The sequence below is a fragment of the Ruficoccus sp. ZRK36 genome, assembly GCF_019603315.1.
GTDB lineage: Bacteria > Verrucomicrobiota > Verrucomicrobiia > Opitutales > Cerasicoccaceae > Ruficoccus.
Map to the genome: position 1 here is coordinate 935440 of NZ_CP080649.1, position 16114 is coordinate 951553.

The 16114-nt window shown below is 60.3% G+C and carries 16 protein-coding genes and 1 riboswitch; of the genes, 8 read left to right on the forward strand and 8 right to left on the reverse strand.

Annotation, left to right across the window (positions count from 1 at the left end; all coding sequences use genetic code 11):
• Nucleotides 1-66 precede the first annotated feature (66 nt).
• From K0V07_RS04120 to K0V07_RS04150, 7 genes are all read left to right on the forward strand, one after another.
• Nucleotides 67-1188: a hypothetical protein gene (locus K0V07_RS04120; protein ID WP_220623272.1), complete on the forward strand. Its 1122-nt coding sequence runs from the start codon at nt 67-69 to the stop codon at nt 1186-1188.
• 219 nt (nt 1189-1407) lie between these two features.
• Nucleotides 1408-2397 (forward strand): hypothetical protein, encoded by a 990-nt coding sequence (locus tag K0V07_RS04125; protein ID WP_220623273.1) that lies wholly within the window; start codon nt 1408-1410, stop codon nt 2395-2397.
• A gap of 246 nt (nt 2398-2643) precedes the next feature.
• Complete coding sequence (locus K0V07_RS04130) at nt 2644-3663, forward strand: hypothetical protein (protein ID WP_220623274.1); 1020 nt, start codon at nt 2644-2646, stop codon at nt 3661-3663.
• Nucleotides 3664-3831: 168 nt separating this feature from the next.
• Nucleotides 3832-4713, forward strand: coding sequence for an alpha/beta hydrolase (locus tag K0V07_RS04135; RefSeq protein WP_220623275.1), 882 nt, complete (start codon nt 3832-3834; stop codon nt 4711-4713).
• Nucleotides 4714-4792: 79 nt separating this feature from the next.
• A complete protein-coding gene (locus K0V07_RS04140) occupies nt 4793-5659 on the forward strand; it encodes an alpha/beta hydrolase (RefSeq protein WP_220623276.1) in 867 nt (288 codons plus the stop codon).
• A 95-nt stretch (nt 5660-5754) separates the two neighbouring features.
• Entirely contained in the window at nt 5755-6012 is a 258-nt protein-coding gene (locus K0V07_RS04145) for a DUF3253 domain-containing protein (protein ID WP_220623277.1), read from the forward strand.
• Between the two features lie 162 nt (nt 6013-6174).
• Entirely contained in the window at nt 6175-6345 is a 171-nt protein-coding gene (locus K0V07_RS04150) for a DUF1328 domain-containing protein (protein WP_220623278.1), read from the forward strand.
• 115 nt (nt 6346-6460) lie between these two features.
• Here K0V07_RS04150 and K0V07_RS04155 read toward each other — a convergent pair whose 3' ends face one another.
• Nucleotides 6461-7711, reverse strand: coding sequence for a tagaturonate epimerase family protein (locus K0V07_RS04155; protein ID WP_220623279.1), 1251 nt, complete (start codon nt 7709-7711; stop codon nt 6461-6463).
• A gap of 65 nt (nt 7712-7776) precedes the next feature.
• Nucleotides 7777-9087, reverse strand: a complete 1311-nt coding sequence (locus K0V07_RS04160; protein WP_220623280.1) for a Gfo/Idh/MocA family oxidoreductase — start codon at nt 9085-9087, stop codon at nt 7777-7779.
• A gap of 97 nt (nt 9088-9184) precedes the next feature.
• Between K0V07_RS04160 and K0V07_RS04165 the strand changes: the two genes are divergently transcribed.
• Nucleotides 9185-9976 carry an AraC family transcriptional regulator gene (locus tag K0V07_RS04165; RefSeq protein ID WP_220623281.1) on the forward strand — a complete coding sequence of 264 codons (792 nt, stop codon included), beginning with the start codon at nt 9185-9187 and terminating at the stop codon, nt 9974-9976.
• 180 nt (nt 9977-10156) lie between these two features.
• On the opposite strand, the gene K0V07_RS04170 is transcribed toward K0V07_RS04165, so the two are convergent.
• The 6 genes from K0V07_RS04170 to K0V07_RS04195 form a co-directional block, all read right to left on the reverse strand.
• Complete coding sequence (locus K0V07_RS04170) at nt 10157-11764, reverse strand: aspartate:alanine exchanger family transporter (protein WP_220623282.1); 1608 nt, start codon at nt 11762-11764, stop codon at nt 10157-10159.
• Between the two features lie 112 nt (nt 11765-11876).
• Nucleotides 11877-11948: riboswitch (cobalamin riboswitch) on the reverse strand.
• 139 nt (nt 11949-12087) lie between these two features.
• Complete coding sequence (locus tag K0V07_RS04175; RefSeq protein ID WP_220623283.1) at nt 12088-12978, reverse strand: PfkB family carbohydrate kinase; 891 nt, start codon at nt 12976-12978, stop codon at nt 12088-12090.
• 12 nt (nt 12979-12990) lie between these two features.
• A complete protein-coding gene (locus K0V07_RS04180) occupies nt 12991-13977 on the reverse strand; it encodes an adenosine kinase (protein ID WP_220623284.1) in 987 nt (328 codons plus the stop codon).
• Nucleotides 13978-13998: 21 nt separating this feature from the next.
• Nucleotides 13999-14382 (reverse strand): hypothetical protein, encoded by a 384-nt coding sequence (locus K0V07_RS04185; RefSeq protein WP_220623285.1) that lies wholly within the window; start codon nt 14380-14382, stop codon nt 13999-14001.
• A gap of 118 nt (nt 14383-14500) precedes the next feature.
• Nucleotides 14501-15214, reverse strand: a complete 714-nt coding sequence (locus K0V07_RS04190; RefSeq protein WP_220623286.1) for a MotA/TolQ/ExbB proton channel family protein — start codon at nt 15212-15214, stop codon at nt 14501-14503.
• Between the two features lie 18 nt (nt 15215-15232).
• A complete protein-coding gene (locus K0V07_RS04195; RefSeq protein WP_220623287.1) occupies nt 15233-16090 on the reverse strand; it encodes a hypothetical protein in 858 nt (285 codons plus the stop codon).
• Nucleotides 16091-16114: the final 24 nt, after the last annotated feature.

The following is a 16114-nucleotide window of genomic DNA, read 5'->3' on the forward strand; positions in this document are numbered from 1 at the left end:
TCTTAAGCCGTCAAGTTGACAACTTAACCAGCGCTTATGCTGCGATACGTAAAAGAAATAAATCTAATGGCCTCTTTGGTCTTGTCGGGAGTGGGGATTTCCGTGCAGGCCGCTGAAGAAGCTGTCGCCACGCCGGTGGCCGAGTCTTCTGCCAGTGGGGACGTCGAGGCCGCCGATGCGTCAGCACCTGCCATGGTGGACCGCTTCATCGAGGGAGCCGGTAACGCCTCCGATGCGCCCGAAGTGCCTGCGGAGCCGGATGCGAACTACGTGCGTTTCTCGCTCGGTACGGAGTATTCCGGGACTTTTGACAAGGATTCGCTCGATGCCAAGGGCAGCTGGTGGCAGTTTCGCGCGCGTATCCACTACTCGCTCGGAGTCGCCGCGACGGAGATCGGCGATGTTAAGCTCAAGGGGCTTGCCGGGACTGGCGCCTTTTTTACCCACTCGTGGATCAACCTCGTGAGCACGATGGGGCAGCCGGTCACGAGCCGTCCTTTTAACATGCGCCAGATCTATCTCCAGTACGACTACGAGGGCTGGCAAGTCCAGGGCGGCGTGCTCCCTCCCAACGGCGGTGATGTGACCGACCTGGGCTACGACTCCGACGGCTGGGTGCGCGGGGGCCGCGTGACAGCCCCGTTGGGCGAAGGCCGTTTCGAGGCCGTGACGGGCATTATCGATGACCTTTACGATCCCAATGCCTTTAACTCATGGGGCCAGTGGAACTACCTGGGCACGAAGTTTATCCAGCCCCTGCCCTGGTACGAGCTGCAGGGGTGGCTCGCCTATGAGTACCTGGAGGACAACAGCTACATCGACTTCGAGTTGCAGCGCGAGTGGGACCTCGATGACGGCATCAAGCTGCTCGGACAGGCTGAGGCGCTCTACAACTTTACCACACCCAGCTGGGCCTGGGGCGCGTCCGCCCGGCTCCAGACCGAGTATGTCAACGTCATCCTCGAGTACAGCTACGTCAATCCGGACTTCGGTCTGCGCGGTGAGCTTTCGGAGGACTTCTTCACCTTTGGGCATCGCCTCGACTTTGAGCTCAACGGCGACGTCCCCTTTGTCAAAGGTCTGAACTGGTTCGTCATGACCGACGTGGCCGAGCAACTGGTCCGCGTGCGTGCCGGGTTCAACTTCGGCTTTGGTGCGAGTACGCCCGGCTACCTGATGCGCTTCTAGGGCGACCTTCTCTTTACCTGCTTCAGGGAGGCGAGCTCGTGCCTCCCATGGCTTCCGGTCATTTTATGCACCCGGTACGGGATTGCGCAGGCGTTGTATAATTTTTACAATGTTAAATATATTTTACAGATAGGCATGTAACCTGCCTCCGTGTCAGGTGCTATGCTTATACGTAAAATTGCTATAATTCTCATCGCTAATGGACTGGCCGCTTGTGCCATGACATCTTCCTGGGGGGCCGGACTGGAGCCCAGTTCGATCAAGTTCCGCCTGGGGGCACGCTATAACTCCGTCTTCAACGACGCCATGGCACCTCAGACGGGATGGGCTCAGTGGCGTACGACGATCGACTATAACCTCGGGTTGGCCTCCACGCCGATCGGCGACTTTACCCTGCAGGGTGAGGCCGGTACTGGCCGTAACTACACGGTCTCGTGGAATAGCTTCGCTACCACGCTGGACAGCAAGACTGTGCCCGATCAGGTCTTTAATATGCGTAAAATATATTTGCAGGACGTGGTTGAGGGCTGGGTCCTGCAGGGCGGTGTGATTCCCCCCAACAGCGGAGACATTCCCACCGTCGGCTACGATGTGGACGGCTGGCTACAGGGCGGGCGCGTGGTGGCCCCGGTCCTCGACGGTAATGTGCAGGTAGCCACCGGCGTGTTGGCCAATGTCGCCGACCCTAATGCCTTCAAAGAGTGGGCGAGCTGGAACTACTTCAGCCTGAAGGCCGTGCAGCAGCTGCCGTGGGAGCTTCAGGGCTCTCTCTCCTATGAGTACATCGGCGACAACGGCGTCGATTACCTGCAGGACAGTAACTATGTCGGCGCCGAGCTGACCCGTAAGTGGACGCTCGACGACGGCATAGTCCTCAAGGGCGGGCTGGAGGCGATCCACAACTTCAGCCAGCCCAGCTGGGCCGGAGCGGCTGCTGTGTCTCTGAAGCTGAAGCCCGTGACGATCAAGCTGCGCTACACTTATATCAACCCGAACTTCGGACTGCGCGGCGAGCTCTCCAACGACTACTTCGTGGATGGAAACCGTGTCAGCATCAACTTTGGGGGCGATATTCCCGGCGTGAAAAACCTCAAATGGTTCGCCAACACCGACCTCACTGACACGAAGTCCAAGTTCATGCGCATCCGTGCCGGTCTCACCTACGGCTTCGGGGCGAGTGAAGCCGGTTACTTGGCGCTGTTTGACTAAACGCTGCCCCCCCTCCTGCCATATGCGGTGGGGCAGGGCGCTTGCTCTGCCCCGCCTGCTTGTGGCGGCTATATCGGGATAATCGCTTATCTGGCCGATAAGAAACCATTGGGATCGGCACAAAAAACCGCATTTGAGCAGCTTTGGCTTGCTCGCATCAGTTCTGACAGCCTAAGCGTTTCGTCACAATTGTAACAATCGTCATGATTGTCACAATGAGCAGAACTTCTCTGCCCTCGAAACGTTATGCTACTTCGATCCAGTTTTACCCGTGCGGGCCTGATGATGGGCCTGGTTGCTATCTGCGCCATGCAGCCCCTCGATGCTGCCGAGCTTGAGCCCAGCACGATCAGCTTCAAGATAGGTTCCCGCTACAATACCGAGTTCTACAAGGATACGATGGACCAGCGCACCGGCTGGTTCCAGTGGCGCACGCAGATCAACTATGCCCTTGGCCTTGCGGCTTCTCCTGCCGGTAACTTTACCCTGCGCGGGGTGGCCGGGACCGGTGGTTCCTATACCTCAGCCTGGAACAAGTTCGCCTCCACCACAGGGCAGACCGTACCCGATCAGGTCTTTAACATGCGCCAGATCTACCTGCAGGATGATTACGAGGGCTGGCGTGGCCAGGCGGGCGTCATCCCTCCCAACGGTGGAGACATCCCGACGCTCGGCTATGACTCCGACGGCTGGGTACGCGGTGGACGTCTGATTGCCCCGCTCGGCGACGGCGATTTCCAGCTCGTCACGGGGGCCATCGACAACCTCGACGACCCGAATGCTTTCAACGGCTGGGAGGAGTGGAACTACTTTGGCTCCAAGCTCGTGCAGCCCCTGCCGTGGTGGGAGCTCAAGGGCGCTCTTTCCTACGAGTACCTCGCCGACCAGAACTACGTGGGCGCCGAGCTGGGCCGCGCCTGGGAGCTGGACGAGGGGATGAAGCTCCACGGCGGCCTCGAAGCTCTTTATAATTTCACCACACCGAGCTGGGCCTGGGCAGCCGCTGCCAGGCTCAAGACCTCGCCCGTCAACGTCACCCTGGCCTACACGTACATCAACCCCCGCTTTGGGCTGCGGGGCGAGCTCTCGGACGACTTCTTCACCCTCGGTCACCGCCTCAGCGTCAACTTCGGGGGCGAGGCCTTTATCAAGGACCTGAAATGGTTCGCGAATACCGACATCGCCGAGCAGCTCGTGCGTTTCCGCGTCGGCTTTACCTACAGCTTCGGGGCCAGTGAGCCGGGCTATCTCGCCCGCTTCGATTAAACAAGTTTCTAACCGATTGAGCCCTCAGGTGTTTTACTTGAGGGCTTTTTATTGAGCGGATAAATTGTATACAGTATTCAATTGACGCCACCGAAGCACTCTCACTAGGGTAGGGCATTCTTCGGGCGAACTGCCCGCCCCACGCTTGAACTCGTTCAGACCCTGACCATGAATACCCGCTCGTTATCTCTGTTTCGCCGTAGCCTGTTCCTGCTCGCGTTGTTCTGCCTGCCTATTGCCGCTCAGGCCGCCAAGCCTATCCCCGGCCACATGGCTGTTGAGGGTGAGCTCTACATCTCAGAAGAGGCCGCCGCACAGGCCGACGACTATCAGCTCGAGATGTGTCGCCTGGACCTCTATGTGCCCGACGACGTGAAAGACTTCCCCACCGTCATCTGGCTGCATGGTGGTGGCCTGACCGGGGGTAAGCGTTGCATCCCACGTGACCTCAAGGACAAAGGCCTGGGGGTTGTCGGGGTCGAGTATCGTCTTTCGCCCCAGGCTGATCTGCCCGCTTTCCTGGAGGATGCCGCAGCCGCGACCGCGTGGGTCCTGGACAACATCGCCAAGTATGGCGGTGACCCGAACAAGGTCTTTATCTCCGGGCATTCTGCCGGCGGTTATCTGGCTGCCATGGTCGGCATGGACCCTCGCTGGCTCGCGCAGTATGGCCATCAGCCCAATGACCTGGCTGGCGTTATCCCGTGCAGCGGACAGATGAGCACGCACTTCACGGTGAAAAAGCTGCGCGGTGACACCGAGCCGCAGTGGCGAATCGTCGTGGACGAGTACGCACCTTTTACCCATGCCTCCAAAGACTTGCCTCCGATCTGTCTCATCCTCGGCGACCGCTATCTGGACTACCCGAACCGCACGGTGGAGAACGACCTGCTCGCCACCAGCCTGCGCAACCTCGGCCACCCGCATGTTGAGTTCTACGAGCTCAAGGGCCTCAATCACGGCTCCATGGCCCGGGCGCAGTTTGTTATCATCCCCGAGTTTATCGAGCGCGTGCTCAACGGCGATCCTCCTCCCAAGGGGCAGATCTAGGGCAGCCTCACCCGTCGGCTCAGAATACGTCGTACGCCACTTGGCTTTACTGTTATCATTATTAAATCTCAGAGCTATTATGAAATTACGAGATCGCGTTACTCCCTCCGGCTTACGAAAGGGCCTGGCTGGTGCACTCATGACACTTGCGGCTGCCGCAGCCTTTGCCGGTGGGCGCGTAGAATGGGCGATCCCCTACCGGGCCTCTGACGCTCAGCTCCCCGAGGATGCCTATCAGCGTACACAGTGTAAGCTCGACATCTACATCCCCGAGGGGGTGGAGGACTTTCCCACGGTCGTGTGGTTCCATGGGGGAGGTCTTGTCAAAGGGGGGCGCCACTTCCCCGATCTGAAGGACAAGGGTATTGCGCTCGTTGCGGTGGGCTACCGCCTGCATCCTCAGGCGAACTACCCGGCCTTTCTCGATGATGCCGGGGCAGCTGTCGCTTGGACGCTGGATAACATCGCCAAGTACGGCGGCGATCCGAACAAGGTCTTTGTCTCCGGGGCCTCTGCCGGTGGCTATCTCTCGGCCATGGTTGGAATGGACCCCCGATGGCTTGAGGCCTATGGGCACGCACCGGATGAGCTTGCCGGGATCATCCCGGTTACCGGGCAGATGACCACACACTTTAATGTCAAAAAATGGCTTGGCGACGAGGGCTTGCAATACCGCCCCGTGGTCGACGAAAACGCCCCTATGTACTACGTCCGGCGCGGCTTGCCGCCGTTCTGCATCATCGTCGGTGACCGTGACCTCGACTTTCCCGCGCGTGTCTCCGAAAACCAGTTTATGGCCGATACGCTGAAGGTGCTTAAGAACAAGCAAGTCGAGTTCTACGCGCTGGAGGGCTTGAGCCATACGCAGGTTAGCGCTGGCGCTGCGATTATTATACCGGGCTTTATTGAAAGAGTAACTGAAACCGGCCCTGCCAAGAAAAAGTAGCGTAATAGCCTCGCCGTACCGATTGCCTGCCAGGCTCGGGTGAAAAGAACGCGCTCCCGACTTGCCGGAGTGGGTAGACTTGCTAGCTTGGGCCTATGGATGAAGCGAAAATGCGACGTGCGATCTTCGGGGTTGCGCGTGAGTGCGGCCCGACGGGATCGATAAGCCCGCTGGACGTGGCGCGAAAAATTTCTCCCTACAAAGCACGGGCCTTGATGCCGCAGGTAATCGGTGCTGCCCGTAGGATGGCAGTAGATGGTGAGATTGTTATGCTTCAGAACGGCAAACCCGTTGATCCTGCGGTTGCCAAGGGTGCTTTTCGTCTTCGCATCCCCACCGACAAGCTGTCCTGAATCGCCCGTGGACGGATGGTTTACGTGCTCGAAAGTAGCACCTCGACTCATATGTAAGCATTCCTAATTGGGTCAATTAGTTGACGTATGCCGACTATGCGTTATGATGTTAGCTTAGCAAACGATTACTAACGCGAACACAAACCAGAAAAGGAGTTACCTATGTTAGGATGGGCACTTGTATTCCTGATCATCGCCATTATCGCCGGTGTACTCGGCTTCGGCGGGATAGCCGGCGCCGCCGCAGGTATAGCCAAAATCCTGTTTTTCATCTTCCTCGTGCTGCTGATTGTGGCGGCCATATCCGCTGCTGTACGCGGCAGAGCACCGTAAGTGTGTGTGAAAAAGGCCCGGCCCTGAGGGGCCGAGCCTGAGGTAGCAAATCAAGTTGCTATCAGAATGAGTTTAGGTTCCCCGGCTGGCTTTTGCTGGTCGGGTTCTTTTTATCTCAACCAAAGATCGGCAGGATGTGCCGCTTGTAGAGGTTGTCCGTTACCCCTTGGTTAATGATCGCAGCATGCTCGTCGAGCGCGTTGAGATAGCGGTCACCCATCTTGGCGGCGATTTTGAAGCCGACGTGGATCAACTGGCGCAGGTGAAGATTGTATTCAGCATTGGATACATCATGCTCCAGTGCGGCCACGAACTGCTCTGAGCTCCACCCTGCGACGGTCTCGGCGCTGGGAAGCTTGTCGGTGTCGATGTCGATCACGGTGCTGTACGGCGCTGTCAGCTCGGCGTAGTGCGCCAGGCTCTTGGCGTAAATTTCCTTGGCGATGGTGAGTCCTTCGCCTCCGGCGCGTGCCAGACCGATGACTTCCTCCAGCCAGGTCGTACCAGCGGTTTTGACGTGCAGGCCAGCTCCGTGCTGCTTGATCAGGCGCTTGATGATCGGGTACAGGGAGAACTTGTCGCTGCCGGAGTGGACGCTGATCTTCAGCTGCTCGGGCAGGCCAAACTCCTTCACCGCGAACGTGATGATGCACAGGTCCGCGTGAAACTCCTGCTCGAACTGCTCCAGGTTGCCGACGTAATCGACGCCCTTGTTAAAGCGGCCCGTGAACTTCGGGGCCACGGTCTGCGCGGGGATCTGCTGCCAGGCCATCATGCTGAGCAGGTAGAAGATATCGGCCGGGCCCTGCGGCTGGTCCGTCTCGTCGATGGAGACCTCGGTCACAAAGGCGTCTTCGCCTTTCTTGGCATCGATGTGGCGGAAGAGTTCACCAGCCTTGACGATCGCGCTCAGGTACTTGGCGGCTGCGGCCTTGGCGGCCTCGCTGGAAAGCACGAGCGGTTCGCTCAAGCCTTCGATCTTCTGCTCGCCAAAGAAGGGTTCAACGACCTTGAGCCAGACTTCCACATCCACCTCGGAGGGTGTTTCACCGACATAGTCGGCCACGTCGAGCGTGAAGAAGTTACTGCCCGCAAGGAAGCCTTCGACGGTTTCCAGGCGGATGTGGTCGGCGTCCACGTAGTAGCTGCCGTCCCAGTCGAGAGCTTTCACAGCGTCATCGGCTTCGGTGCGCAGGGAGCAGGGCTCGGTGCCGACGATCGTGTGTTCGCGGTGGGATTTATTCCAGACCGGATAGATGTCGATGCCCTTGGCGCGTGCGTTCAGCACGGCCTGAAGCTGTGCCTGGCCCTGATGGCCGAAGCGGTCGCCCATCCCGAAGGTAAAGGATTCAATAGTTTTAACCATGTCTATTGTGTCTATGGGGTTGTGTATCGATAGATTGGATACGTTTATGCGGATGTGTTTCCGTGTTAGGGGAGCTTGACGAGATCGTCGACCTGGACGGGCAGCCCAGTGGCAAATGAGGCATTCGCGGCGATACCGGTCAGGATGGAGCGGGCACCGTCGATATGGCAGGCAGCGCGCTTCCAGGGGTCTTCTTCGCCGGTAGGCTCAAAGATGTCCGTCAGCATGCGTACGTCACCGCCGCCATGCGAGCCTTTACCCTCCTCGATTTCGACTTCGTAGGGCTTGTCCCACAGCGGGCGAACGAGCAGCGTGCGGCCCTTGGACTCACCCTCGCCGCTGGTGCCGCCGCCGGCGTTGACGTAGGATTTCTCGACCTCTTCGAGTTCGATGCGGCCCTTGTCGCCGGTGAAGACGATGCGCAGGCCTTCCCACGGGCAGTAGGCGTTGAGCGAGTAGGTCATCTGGGTGCCGTTGCGGTAGCGAACCATGACGCTCATGGTGTCCTCGATGCTGATGCCGTCGCTGAAGACCGAGCGGTCGCGCAGGTAGGCGTCGTCTTCCTTCTCGGCGTTGAAATAGAGGCCTTCGAGCTCGGGGGTCTCGTGCAGGTCCAGGGCGAAGGGGTCGTCCTTGGCGCGCGGGTCATCCGTGCTGCGCACGTAGAACTTTTTCACGCCGCGTTTTTCGGCATTGTCGCGGCCATAGAAGGCGAGCTGACCCATCCCGAATACGGTTTCCGGGGAGGAGTCGATCCACCAGTTGACGAGGTCAAAGTGGTGGGTGGACTTATGTACCATGAGCCCGCCGGAGTTGCGCTTGTCGCGGTGCCAGCGGCGGAAGTAGTCGGCCCCGTGGCGGGTATCCAGCAGCCACTCGAAGTGGATGGAGTGGATTTTTCCGATCACGCCGGTCGCGATCAGCTCCTTGACCTTTGTGCGGGAGGGAGCGTAGCGGTAGTTAAAGGTGACCTTGAGGCTCTTGCCGGTGCGCTCGACGGCGTCGAGGATGGCGCGGCACTTCTCGGTGTCGGTCGTCATGGGCTTTTCGCTGATGACGTCGCAGCCCAGCTCCATCGCGCGGATGATGTACTGGTGGTGCGTGCGGTCCATGGTGGTGACGATGACCGTGTCCGGCTTCTGCTCGGCGATCATCTTGTCAAAGTCCTCGGCCTTGTAGGTCGGGAACGGCCCGGCTGAGTACTTCTCCTGGAAGCGGCTGTTGTGGTAGTCCATGCGCGTCTGGTTGATATCGCACAGGCCGACCAGCTCACAGGCGTCCTTGAAGGTGTCGAGGAGGGCTTCGGAAAAGAGGCTGGAGCGGCCGCCGAGACCGACGATCACATAGCGCTTGGGGGAGGAAGGGTTGTTAGACATAGTGAGGACGATCATACCGGAAAAGCGGTTTTTCGTCCATGGCAGGGGCGCTCAAGTATTTGACATTTTCGCTCATTTTTGCAGCCTAAATAGCCCCATGCTGACGTATTTTAACAGCGGTAAGCGGCGCTATTTCGAGCAGCCCATCTACGAGAAGATGCGGCCTTGCTGGGAGTTTCAGGCTGTGGTTCAGGGGGCTATCGGCCGACTCAGCGCCGATGGGAACGATGAATCCGAGCCGAGCGAGCGGACGCTGTGGCTCTCGCCGCCGGGCTCCTCACACGGGTGGACGGGGCTGCCCGGTCAGGCCGCCGCGATCGTTGTTTTTCATTTTCGCTACATCCCCGAGGTGCTTCATCAGGCCATCCCTGCGCGTGGCTGCAGTATCAAGCTCAGCGCGGGCGATTGTACCCGTTTGAGGCGGCTTGCCAGGCAGGTCCGCGTCTATTGGGAGAGCCCGGCCCCCGGCATGATGCTCTGCTACGAGCACGCGCTGATGGAGCTGTCCCTGCTCATGTATGAAAGCTGGTGCGACTCCCAGCCTCCGGCCAGCAAGCGTGTCCACGAGCGCGTGCAGGGCGCGCTTTCATGGTTTAGCGAGCATATGCGTGAAAATCCCGGCCAGGAGGAAGTCGCTCGCGCCGTACATGTCTCCCCGGCCCATCTGAGGCGGCTTTTTCACGAATCGCTGCAAAATGCCCCCAAGGAAGTCTTTGACCAGCTGCGCTTTCAGCGCGCCATGCAGTTGATCACCGATACCGACCAGTCCGTGGGCGACATCGCCCTGGCCTGTGGCTTCGAGGAGCAAAGCTCCTTCACGCGGGCCTTTAAGCGCCGCTTCGGGGCCAGCCCCAGTAAGCTCCGCTCCGGCGTAAAAATCTACAACTAGAGCGGCACGGCGTGCCTGCCCCTTGCGGTGTTGAATCACACGTCAGCGGAGTTCGTTTGAGTTGGCGTCAACCTCCGTTGCCCATGGCTCCACCTTAGTGGGGCCATCAATGCCACCGGGTGCAACCTGGCCATGGCTCTACCAGGGTGGGGCCATTAATGCTACCGGGTGCAACCCGGTTCAGCCGATCAGCTTGAGCAAGAACTTGGCCAGCAGGGCCATCATGATAACGGCCACCGGATAGACTGTCGCGTAGCTGACGATAGGTGCCTGCTGATGGGTTTTTGAGACGATGGCCCCGAGCGCGGGGGTACTGGTCATCCCGCCGCAGATCCCGCCCAGGCTCTGGGCGACGGTCAGCTTCATGATCTTGCGGGCGGTGATATAGCCCACGATCATCGGCACGATACTGATCAGCGCACCGACCAGAAAGATCTCCGCACCCTGCGTCTGGATGGCTGAGCCCATGGAGGCTCCGCCTTTGATCCCGGCATCGGCGAGGAAGAATACCAGCCCCATCTCCTGGAGGAGGACGCGCGTCGGCCGCGGGATGAAGCCGACCACACCGCCGACACGTCCGAAGTGTCCCAGCAGGAGCGCGACGAGCAACGGGCCACCGGCTAGTCCGAGCGAAAAGGTATCCCCCCAGGGCATGGGGATGGTCAGCTTGCCCAGGGCGACCCCCAGCGCCAGCCCGATAGCGAGCGAGGCGAGACTGGTTTCGGAAAAAGCCTGCGTGTGGTGACCGACTTCCTTGGCAAAGGCGGCGAGCTTGTCCTGAGCACCGACGGTGGTGAGGATGTCGCCCTTTTCCAGGCGGGTCTTCGCATCCGGGACAAAGGTAAACTCCAGGCGGTTGATGCGGGTCACGACCACGCCGTGGTTACGCAGCGGATCGATGTCGCTCAGCGTTTTGCCGATGAGCTCCTTTTTCGTCACGACGAACTGGCTGCGCTCGTTATCGGCATCGAGCACGATGTTCTGCTCGCTCACCCGGCCGATCAGCTCGGTGGCGATTTTGACAGCCTTGGCGTCACCCACGAGCAGCAGGAGCTGGTCAGGCTGGAAAACGTCCTCGTAGCTGACCGGTTCGAGTCGGTTGTTACGCCAGATGCGTGAGACCTGGCAGCCGCCCAGGTCCGCCAGTGAGCTGTCCCCGAGGCGCTTGCCGAAAAGGTTCTCGTTGCGCACTTCGACCAGCTTGCGCTCGATGACAATCGAGGACGCGCCCTTGGTTTCCGGCGTGTCTTCCTCGATCTTGAGCTTGAGGAGCTTCGGGATGAGCTGGACGAAAAGCACGACCCCGATGACCCCAAAGGGGTAGGCGATCCCGTAGCCGACGACTACATCAGTCGCTCCCGGCCCGGCACCTTCGCTGGCCGCAGCCAGTGCGGGGGTGCTCGTCATGGACCCGGCAAAAGCGCCGACGGCCATGGCCGCATCGACGTGGAAAAGCTTGGCCAGCCCCCAAGTGGTTAAGGCCCCGGCTCCGACGACGACCAGCGCCAGCTTGGCCAGCTGGCTGCCCTCTCGCTTGAGCGCCCCGAAGAACCGATTCCCCGCGCTGATGCCGACGCAGTACACAAAGAGCGCCAGCCCGATGCTGCCGATACCGGCGGGCACGGTGCAGCCAAAATGCCCGGCCAGCAGCGCCACGAATATGACGGCGGAGGAGCCCAGGGTGATGCCCTTGATCTGGATGCTGCCCAGGGCGAGTCCGATGCCGATCAGCCCGAAGAGGGTCAGCAGCGGATTGCTCAGGATGTTTTGGAAAAAGTCGCTCGGCATGGTCAGTAAATAGTGGTGGAGGCCCGGAAAGCCGGTCTCCAGCCTGTCCCCGGTTTTATCCGCGGGCACGCCGTGCGACCGACATCCCTAGCGCGAAGATGTCTGGTGATTCGGGCATTCTGGCTTCCGAGACTGAGGTCCGGTCACAGTTGCGCGTCAGCTCCTGGTTCTCACAGGATTTCCCCGAAGGTGTTCGCTATTGGAAATAGCGTGCGAGATCGTGGGAGCGAGGCGAAACTGAGTCAAGCCGTGTTTATGAATGGATTACCTGGTATGAGAGGGATTAATCGTTTGGTGAGAGAAAATGGGTCGTGATCCGCGTTTCAGAGCTTGCGCTGTTCCAATTTGGCGATGAGCGCGCGGGCGGAGAAATCCTGTACGGTGATAGCGGCGGTGCGGGCACCTGCCTGCATGGCCTCAAGCAGCGCCTCCGAGTCTGGGTGCGGGCATTGGGCGAGTGTGGCCATGAGCGCTCCGGCATAGCTGTCTCCGGCTCCGGTGGGGTCGACGGGGTTGTCCACGAGCTGAGCGGGCACATGCCAATCCTTACCCTGGCTGAAGCCGAGAGAGCCGCGGGAGCCGAGCTTGACCACGGCGAAGCGCGGCCCCAGCTCAAGCAGGGCGCGCCCGGCCTGGCGGGGATCTTCGCAGCCGGTGAGCAGGGCGGCTTCTTCGTCGTTGAGCAGCATGAGGCTGGTCCGCCGGATCATGTCCAGCAGCTCGCTGCGACGCTCCCGGATCCAGAAGTCAATCGTGTCCAGTGCGACGAAGGGCTCGCCCTCCATCTGCTCCAGGACGCGCCCCTGAAAGTCCGGGCGCATGTTCGCCAGTAGCAGGTAGGGGCAGCGTCGTTGGGATGCGTTGAGCTCAGGCCGAAACGATTCCTCAACATTCGGGTGCAGCTCCAGTGTCTTGCGTTTATCCGGGTCCTGGTGATAGCGGCACTTCCAGGCAAAGGTCTTCTCGTGCGGCAGCACGGTGATGCCCGTGGTGTCCACGCCGAGGCGTTCCAGGTGCTCACGCTCCTCCAGCGGAAAGTCACCCCCGACCGCTCCGAACAGCTGCGGCCTGAGAAAGAACGCTGCCGCCAGCGAGGCAAACCAGCCCGAGCCACCGATCTCGCGGCGCTCCGAGCCATCGGGCATGAGCAGGGTGTCCAGCCCAAGACCGCCGGCGACCAGCAAGGGTGGGGTCTTTGGCGGTTGCTCGTTCATACGGAGGGGAGGTTAATCCTTGAGGTGCTCTTTGATCTTGAGCCAGCGATCATGCGGGATGGCGGCGCCCATCACCTGCACGATTTCCGCGCCCAGGATGGAGCCGTAGCGTCCGCACACATCCAGCGGGCGACCACGCAGCCAGCCATAGAGGAATCCGGCTGCCCAGAGGTCTCCGGCACCCGTTGTGTCGACGGGGTTTTTGACGGTGATCGGAGAAATCTTCTCCAGATCTTCGCCCTGCTGGACGAGTGAACCGGCTTTACCGAGCTTGACCACGGCGACGTCGCAGAGCTTTGCCAGCTTGGCGACCATGCCTTTGTAGTCTTTTCCGCCGAAGAACGCTTCGGCCTCGCCCTCGTTAGCGAAAACCAGATCCACGTACTCTTCTAAAATGTCGGGCAGGATGTCCTTGGTCGCGCCCACGACCTCAAATGAGGCCAGGTCGAGGCTCACGGTGCAGCCGGCGGCCTTGGCCGAGTTCAGCACCTTGAACATCAGGTCGCGGTTAAACAGGATGTAGCCCTCGATGTGGGCGTGGCGGCAGCCCTTAAAGTCATCCGCGCTGATCTCGTCGGGATCGAGCGTCATGGCAGCTCCGAGGTCGGTACGCATCGTGCGCTCGGAGTCCGGGGTCACCAGAGAGAGGCAGCGCCCGTTGGGGACCTCGCCGACCTTGAAGCGCGAGCCATCGCCGCCCAGCTCCATGAAGCGGTCGCGGTAAAATTCGCCGCCGGAGTCGTTACCGATCTTCCCGAGGAAGGTCGTCGGCAGGCCCAGGTGGGCCACAGCCACGGCGGTGTTACCGGAGGAGCCGCCGGGCGCCTCTGTCATCGGTGAGTCAACCTGCGCCATGAGCTCGCCCATGGTCGTGGCATCGACCAGCTCCATGCCGCCTTTATCGCCAGGGATGGAGGCGACAAAGGCCTCCGGCACTTGGGCCAGTACGTCTACGATAGGCGATCCGACGCCGATCAGTTCAAAGGTTTTGATGTCCATGAAAAGGGTCTGTGAGAGGTCTTATTGAGACACGATAAAGGAGGTGACAAGGATCGGCTCGTCGTCAACTTCAATCGCGGCTGTGTAGTCGCCCGGCTTTTGGAAGGGCACATTCTTCAGCTGGTTGATCAAGTGGATGCGATGCAGCGGGCTTTTCGACTCAAAGGGCCGCTCCACGGACATAAGGGGTGCCTCACCGGGCAGGCCCAGGCTGAGCTGCAGCCGGTGCTCGCCGATGCTGACATCTGCCAGGCTGACGAACCACACCATGTGCGGGTGCATCATCGGATACTCCTGAGAGCGCAGATTGGAGAACACGCCCAGCAGGGTATGCTTACCGGTGGAGGGGTCGATATGGACGCCGTCGCAGGTCGCAAAGATCAGCAGTTGTGGCTTCGATTGCATGTGGGGGATACGCTGACACCCGCTCCCGCGAACCGCAACGACGAAAGCGGCTGCTGGGTGGCGCTGTTCTCCCGGCTGGCCCTCTTATCGAGATGGCATTGCCGCTAGGTAAAGCCGTTCAGTCCTCTCCCTCGGCCAGATCGTCAAGCAGGTCGGTAGCGGTCTGGACGGTCGTATTCATCCGGGCAGCGAGGCGGTTTTTCATGATAAAGTACGCCACCATGGCCGGGATGCCGATGAGCAGACCGGTGGCAGTCGTGATCAGCGCCTCACCGATGCTGCCCGCAAAGGCCTGCGGCTGACCCATGCCGATGCGCTCCATAGTCTGAAAAGCGCCAATCATCCCGCTGACCGTTCCCAGCAGGCCGATCATGGGGGCCGTCGCGGCGATGACGTTGAGATAGTTGATCCACTGGCTTACCGCGCTCTCCTCGGCCTCCAGTGTCTCGACCAGCAGGGTCTCGACCTTGGCGCGGTTGGACTCGGGCAGCTCGGGGCGGGCTTTGGTCAGGGCTTTTCCCAAGGCGCGTCCCAGCATCGTGTCGTCCTCGGTGAGTAGGGAGCGAGCGCCCTCCAGATCGCCTGTGCGCAGGCTGGATGCGATCTCAGGGAGTCGGGCGATGGGCACGAAACACCGCACGGATGTTTCCCGCCAGGCGTAAAAGAGCAGAAATAAAAGTGCCAGCGAGCACGCCCCCAAGGGCCACATCGCCCATCCACCTTCACGGATCATGGCCCACAGGCTGTGGCTGGCTGGCTCGGATGCGGCCTCCTGCGCGGAGGCGTACAGGGGGCTCAAGAGCAGAATGACGATGGCGGTCAGGCGGCGCATGGTGTAAAATGACAAAGTCTATTTAGCCTCCGAGGTCAAACCCGTCTTGTCGGGGGGCGGAGGAGGTTGGAGCAGTTTTTTGTACAATGGCTTGTGGTTATCCAGGCCATCATCCGTCGGCCAGGGAAGGTGCCGGGCAGCCATCTCTACCGCGAGGGCGCGCGCCTCAGTCTCGTCATCGAGGGCATCGGCGGCCAGGATGGCGACCGCGTAGCAATGCTGCAGATACGCCATCGGGTACTGGCTGGAAAAGGTGATCGGCTCCAGCGCGGTTAGTAGTGCTGCCTCGTGCTGGCCGTCGTCGAGATCGAGCCGAGCGAGGATATATGAGCCCAGCGCCGAGGTGCCATAACGCGGGTGATTCATTATCCACTCGAGGGCCAGCTGTCGAGTGTCGTCGCGTAGCGGGAGCTGATAATAACCAAGTAGAATCAGTGACTCCAGCTGGTCGCGTACGGTCTCATCCTGGATATAGGGAAGGAGGGTCTTTGCGACGCCGACGGACAGGTACGGCTCCTCGGCCTCGCGGGCGGCTACCACGAGCTTCAGGAAGTAGGCTCGGTCCGGCTCCGGGATAAACGCCAGATAGGGCGCCTGCTGCTCGTAGATCACCTGTAGCAGTGGAAGCGCTTCATCGGCACGGCCTGCCGCCAGCAGCTGAGCTGCATTGGTCTTCACGGCTGCGGTGCGGAAATCGATCCGCTCAACCTCATCCGGGGTAAAGGTGTACTCGGCCTGACCTCCTGCGCTGGGCCGTATAAATATCAGGTGGTCATCCCGAACTCCCTGCACCTGACCCTCATAGGCCTGTCCGCTGCGCAGGATGAGCGTCTGCGTTGAGGAGACTTTGCTTTCTGCGAAAATGTATGTATTCAAAAAAGAATACAAGCAAAGGGCTAC

Excerpts from the sequence above, each read along its gene's own strand:
- K0V07_RS04170 (WP_220623282.1), bottom strand. The coding sequence starts at position 11,764 with ATGCCGAGCGACTTTTTCCAAAACATCCTGAGCAATCCGCTGCTGACC.
- K0V07_RS04155 (WP_220623279.1), bottom strand. The coding sequence starts at position 7,711 with ATGGTTAAAACTATTGAATCCTTTACCTTCGGGATGGGCGACCGCTTC.
- K0V07_RS04175 (WP_220623283.1), bottom strand. The coding sequence starts at position 12,978 with ATGAACGAGCAACCGCCAAAGACCCCACCCTTGCTGGTCGCCGGCGGT.
- K0V07_RS04150 (WP_220623278.1), top strand. The coding sequence starts at position 6,175 with ATGTTAGGATGGGCACTTGTATTCCTGATCATCGCCATTATCGCCGGT.
- K0V07_RS04145 (WP_220623277.1), top strand. The coding sequence starts at position 5,755 with ATGGATGAAGCGAAAATGCGACGTGCGATCTTCGGGGTTGCGCGTGAG.
- K0V07_RS04140 (WP_220623276.1), top strand. The coding sequence starts at position 4,793 with ATGAAATTACGAGATCGCGTTACTCCCTCCGGCTTACGAAAGGGCCTG.
- K0V07_RS04125 (WP_220623273.1), top strand. The coding sequence starts at position 1,408 with ATGACATCTTCCTGGGGGGCCGGACTGGAGCCCAGTTCGATCAAGTTC.
- K0V07_RS04165 (WP_220623281.1), top strand. The coding sequence starts at position 9,185 with ATGCTGACGTATTTTAACAGCGGTAAGCGGCGCTATTTCGAGCAGCCC.
- K0V07_RS04180 (WP_220623284.1), bottom strand. The coding sequence starts at position 13,977 with ATGGACATCAAAACCTTTGAACTGATCGGCGTCGGATCGCCTATCGTA.
- K0V07_RS04190 (WP_220623286.1), bottom strand. The coding sequence starts at position 15,214 with ATGCGCCGCCTGACCGCCATCGTCATTCTGCTCTTGAGCCCCCTGTAC.
- K0V07_RS04120 (WP_220623272.1), top strand. The coding sequence starts at position 67 with ATGGCCTCTTTGGTCTTGTCGGGAGTGGGGATTTCCGTGCAGGCCGCT.
- K0V07_RS04130 (WP_220623274.1), top strand. The coding sequence starts at position 2,644 with ATGCTACTTCGATCCAGTTTTACCCGTGCGGGCCTGATGATGGGCCTG.
- K0V07_RS04185 (WP_220623285.1), bottom strand. The coding sequence starts at position 14,382 with ATGCAATCGAAGCCACAACTGCTGATCTTTGCGACCTGCGACGGCGTC.
- K0V07_RS04135 (WP_220623275.1), top strand. The coding sequence starts at position 3,832 with ATGAATACCCGCTCGTTATCTCTGTTTCGCCGTAGCCTGTTCCTGCTC.
- K0V07_RS04160 (WP_220623280.1), bottom strand. The coding sequence starts at position 9,087 with ATGTCTAACAACCCTTCCTCCCCCAAGCGCTATGTGATCGTCGGTCTC.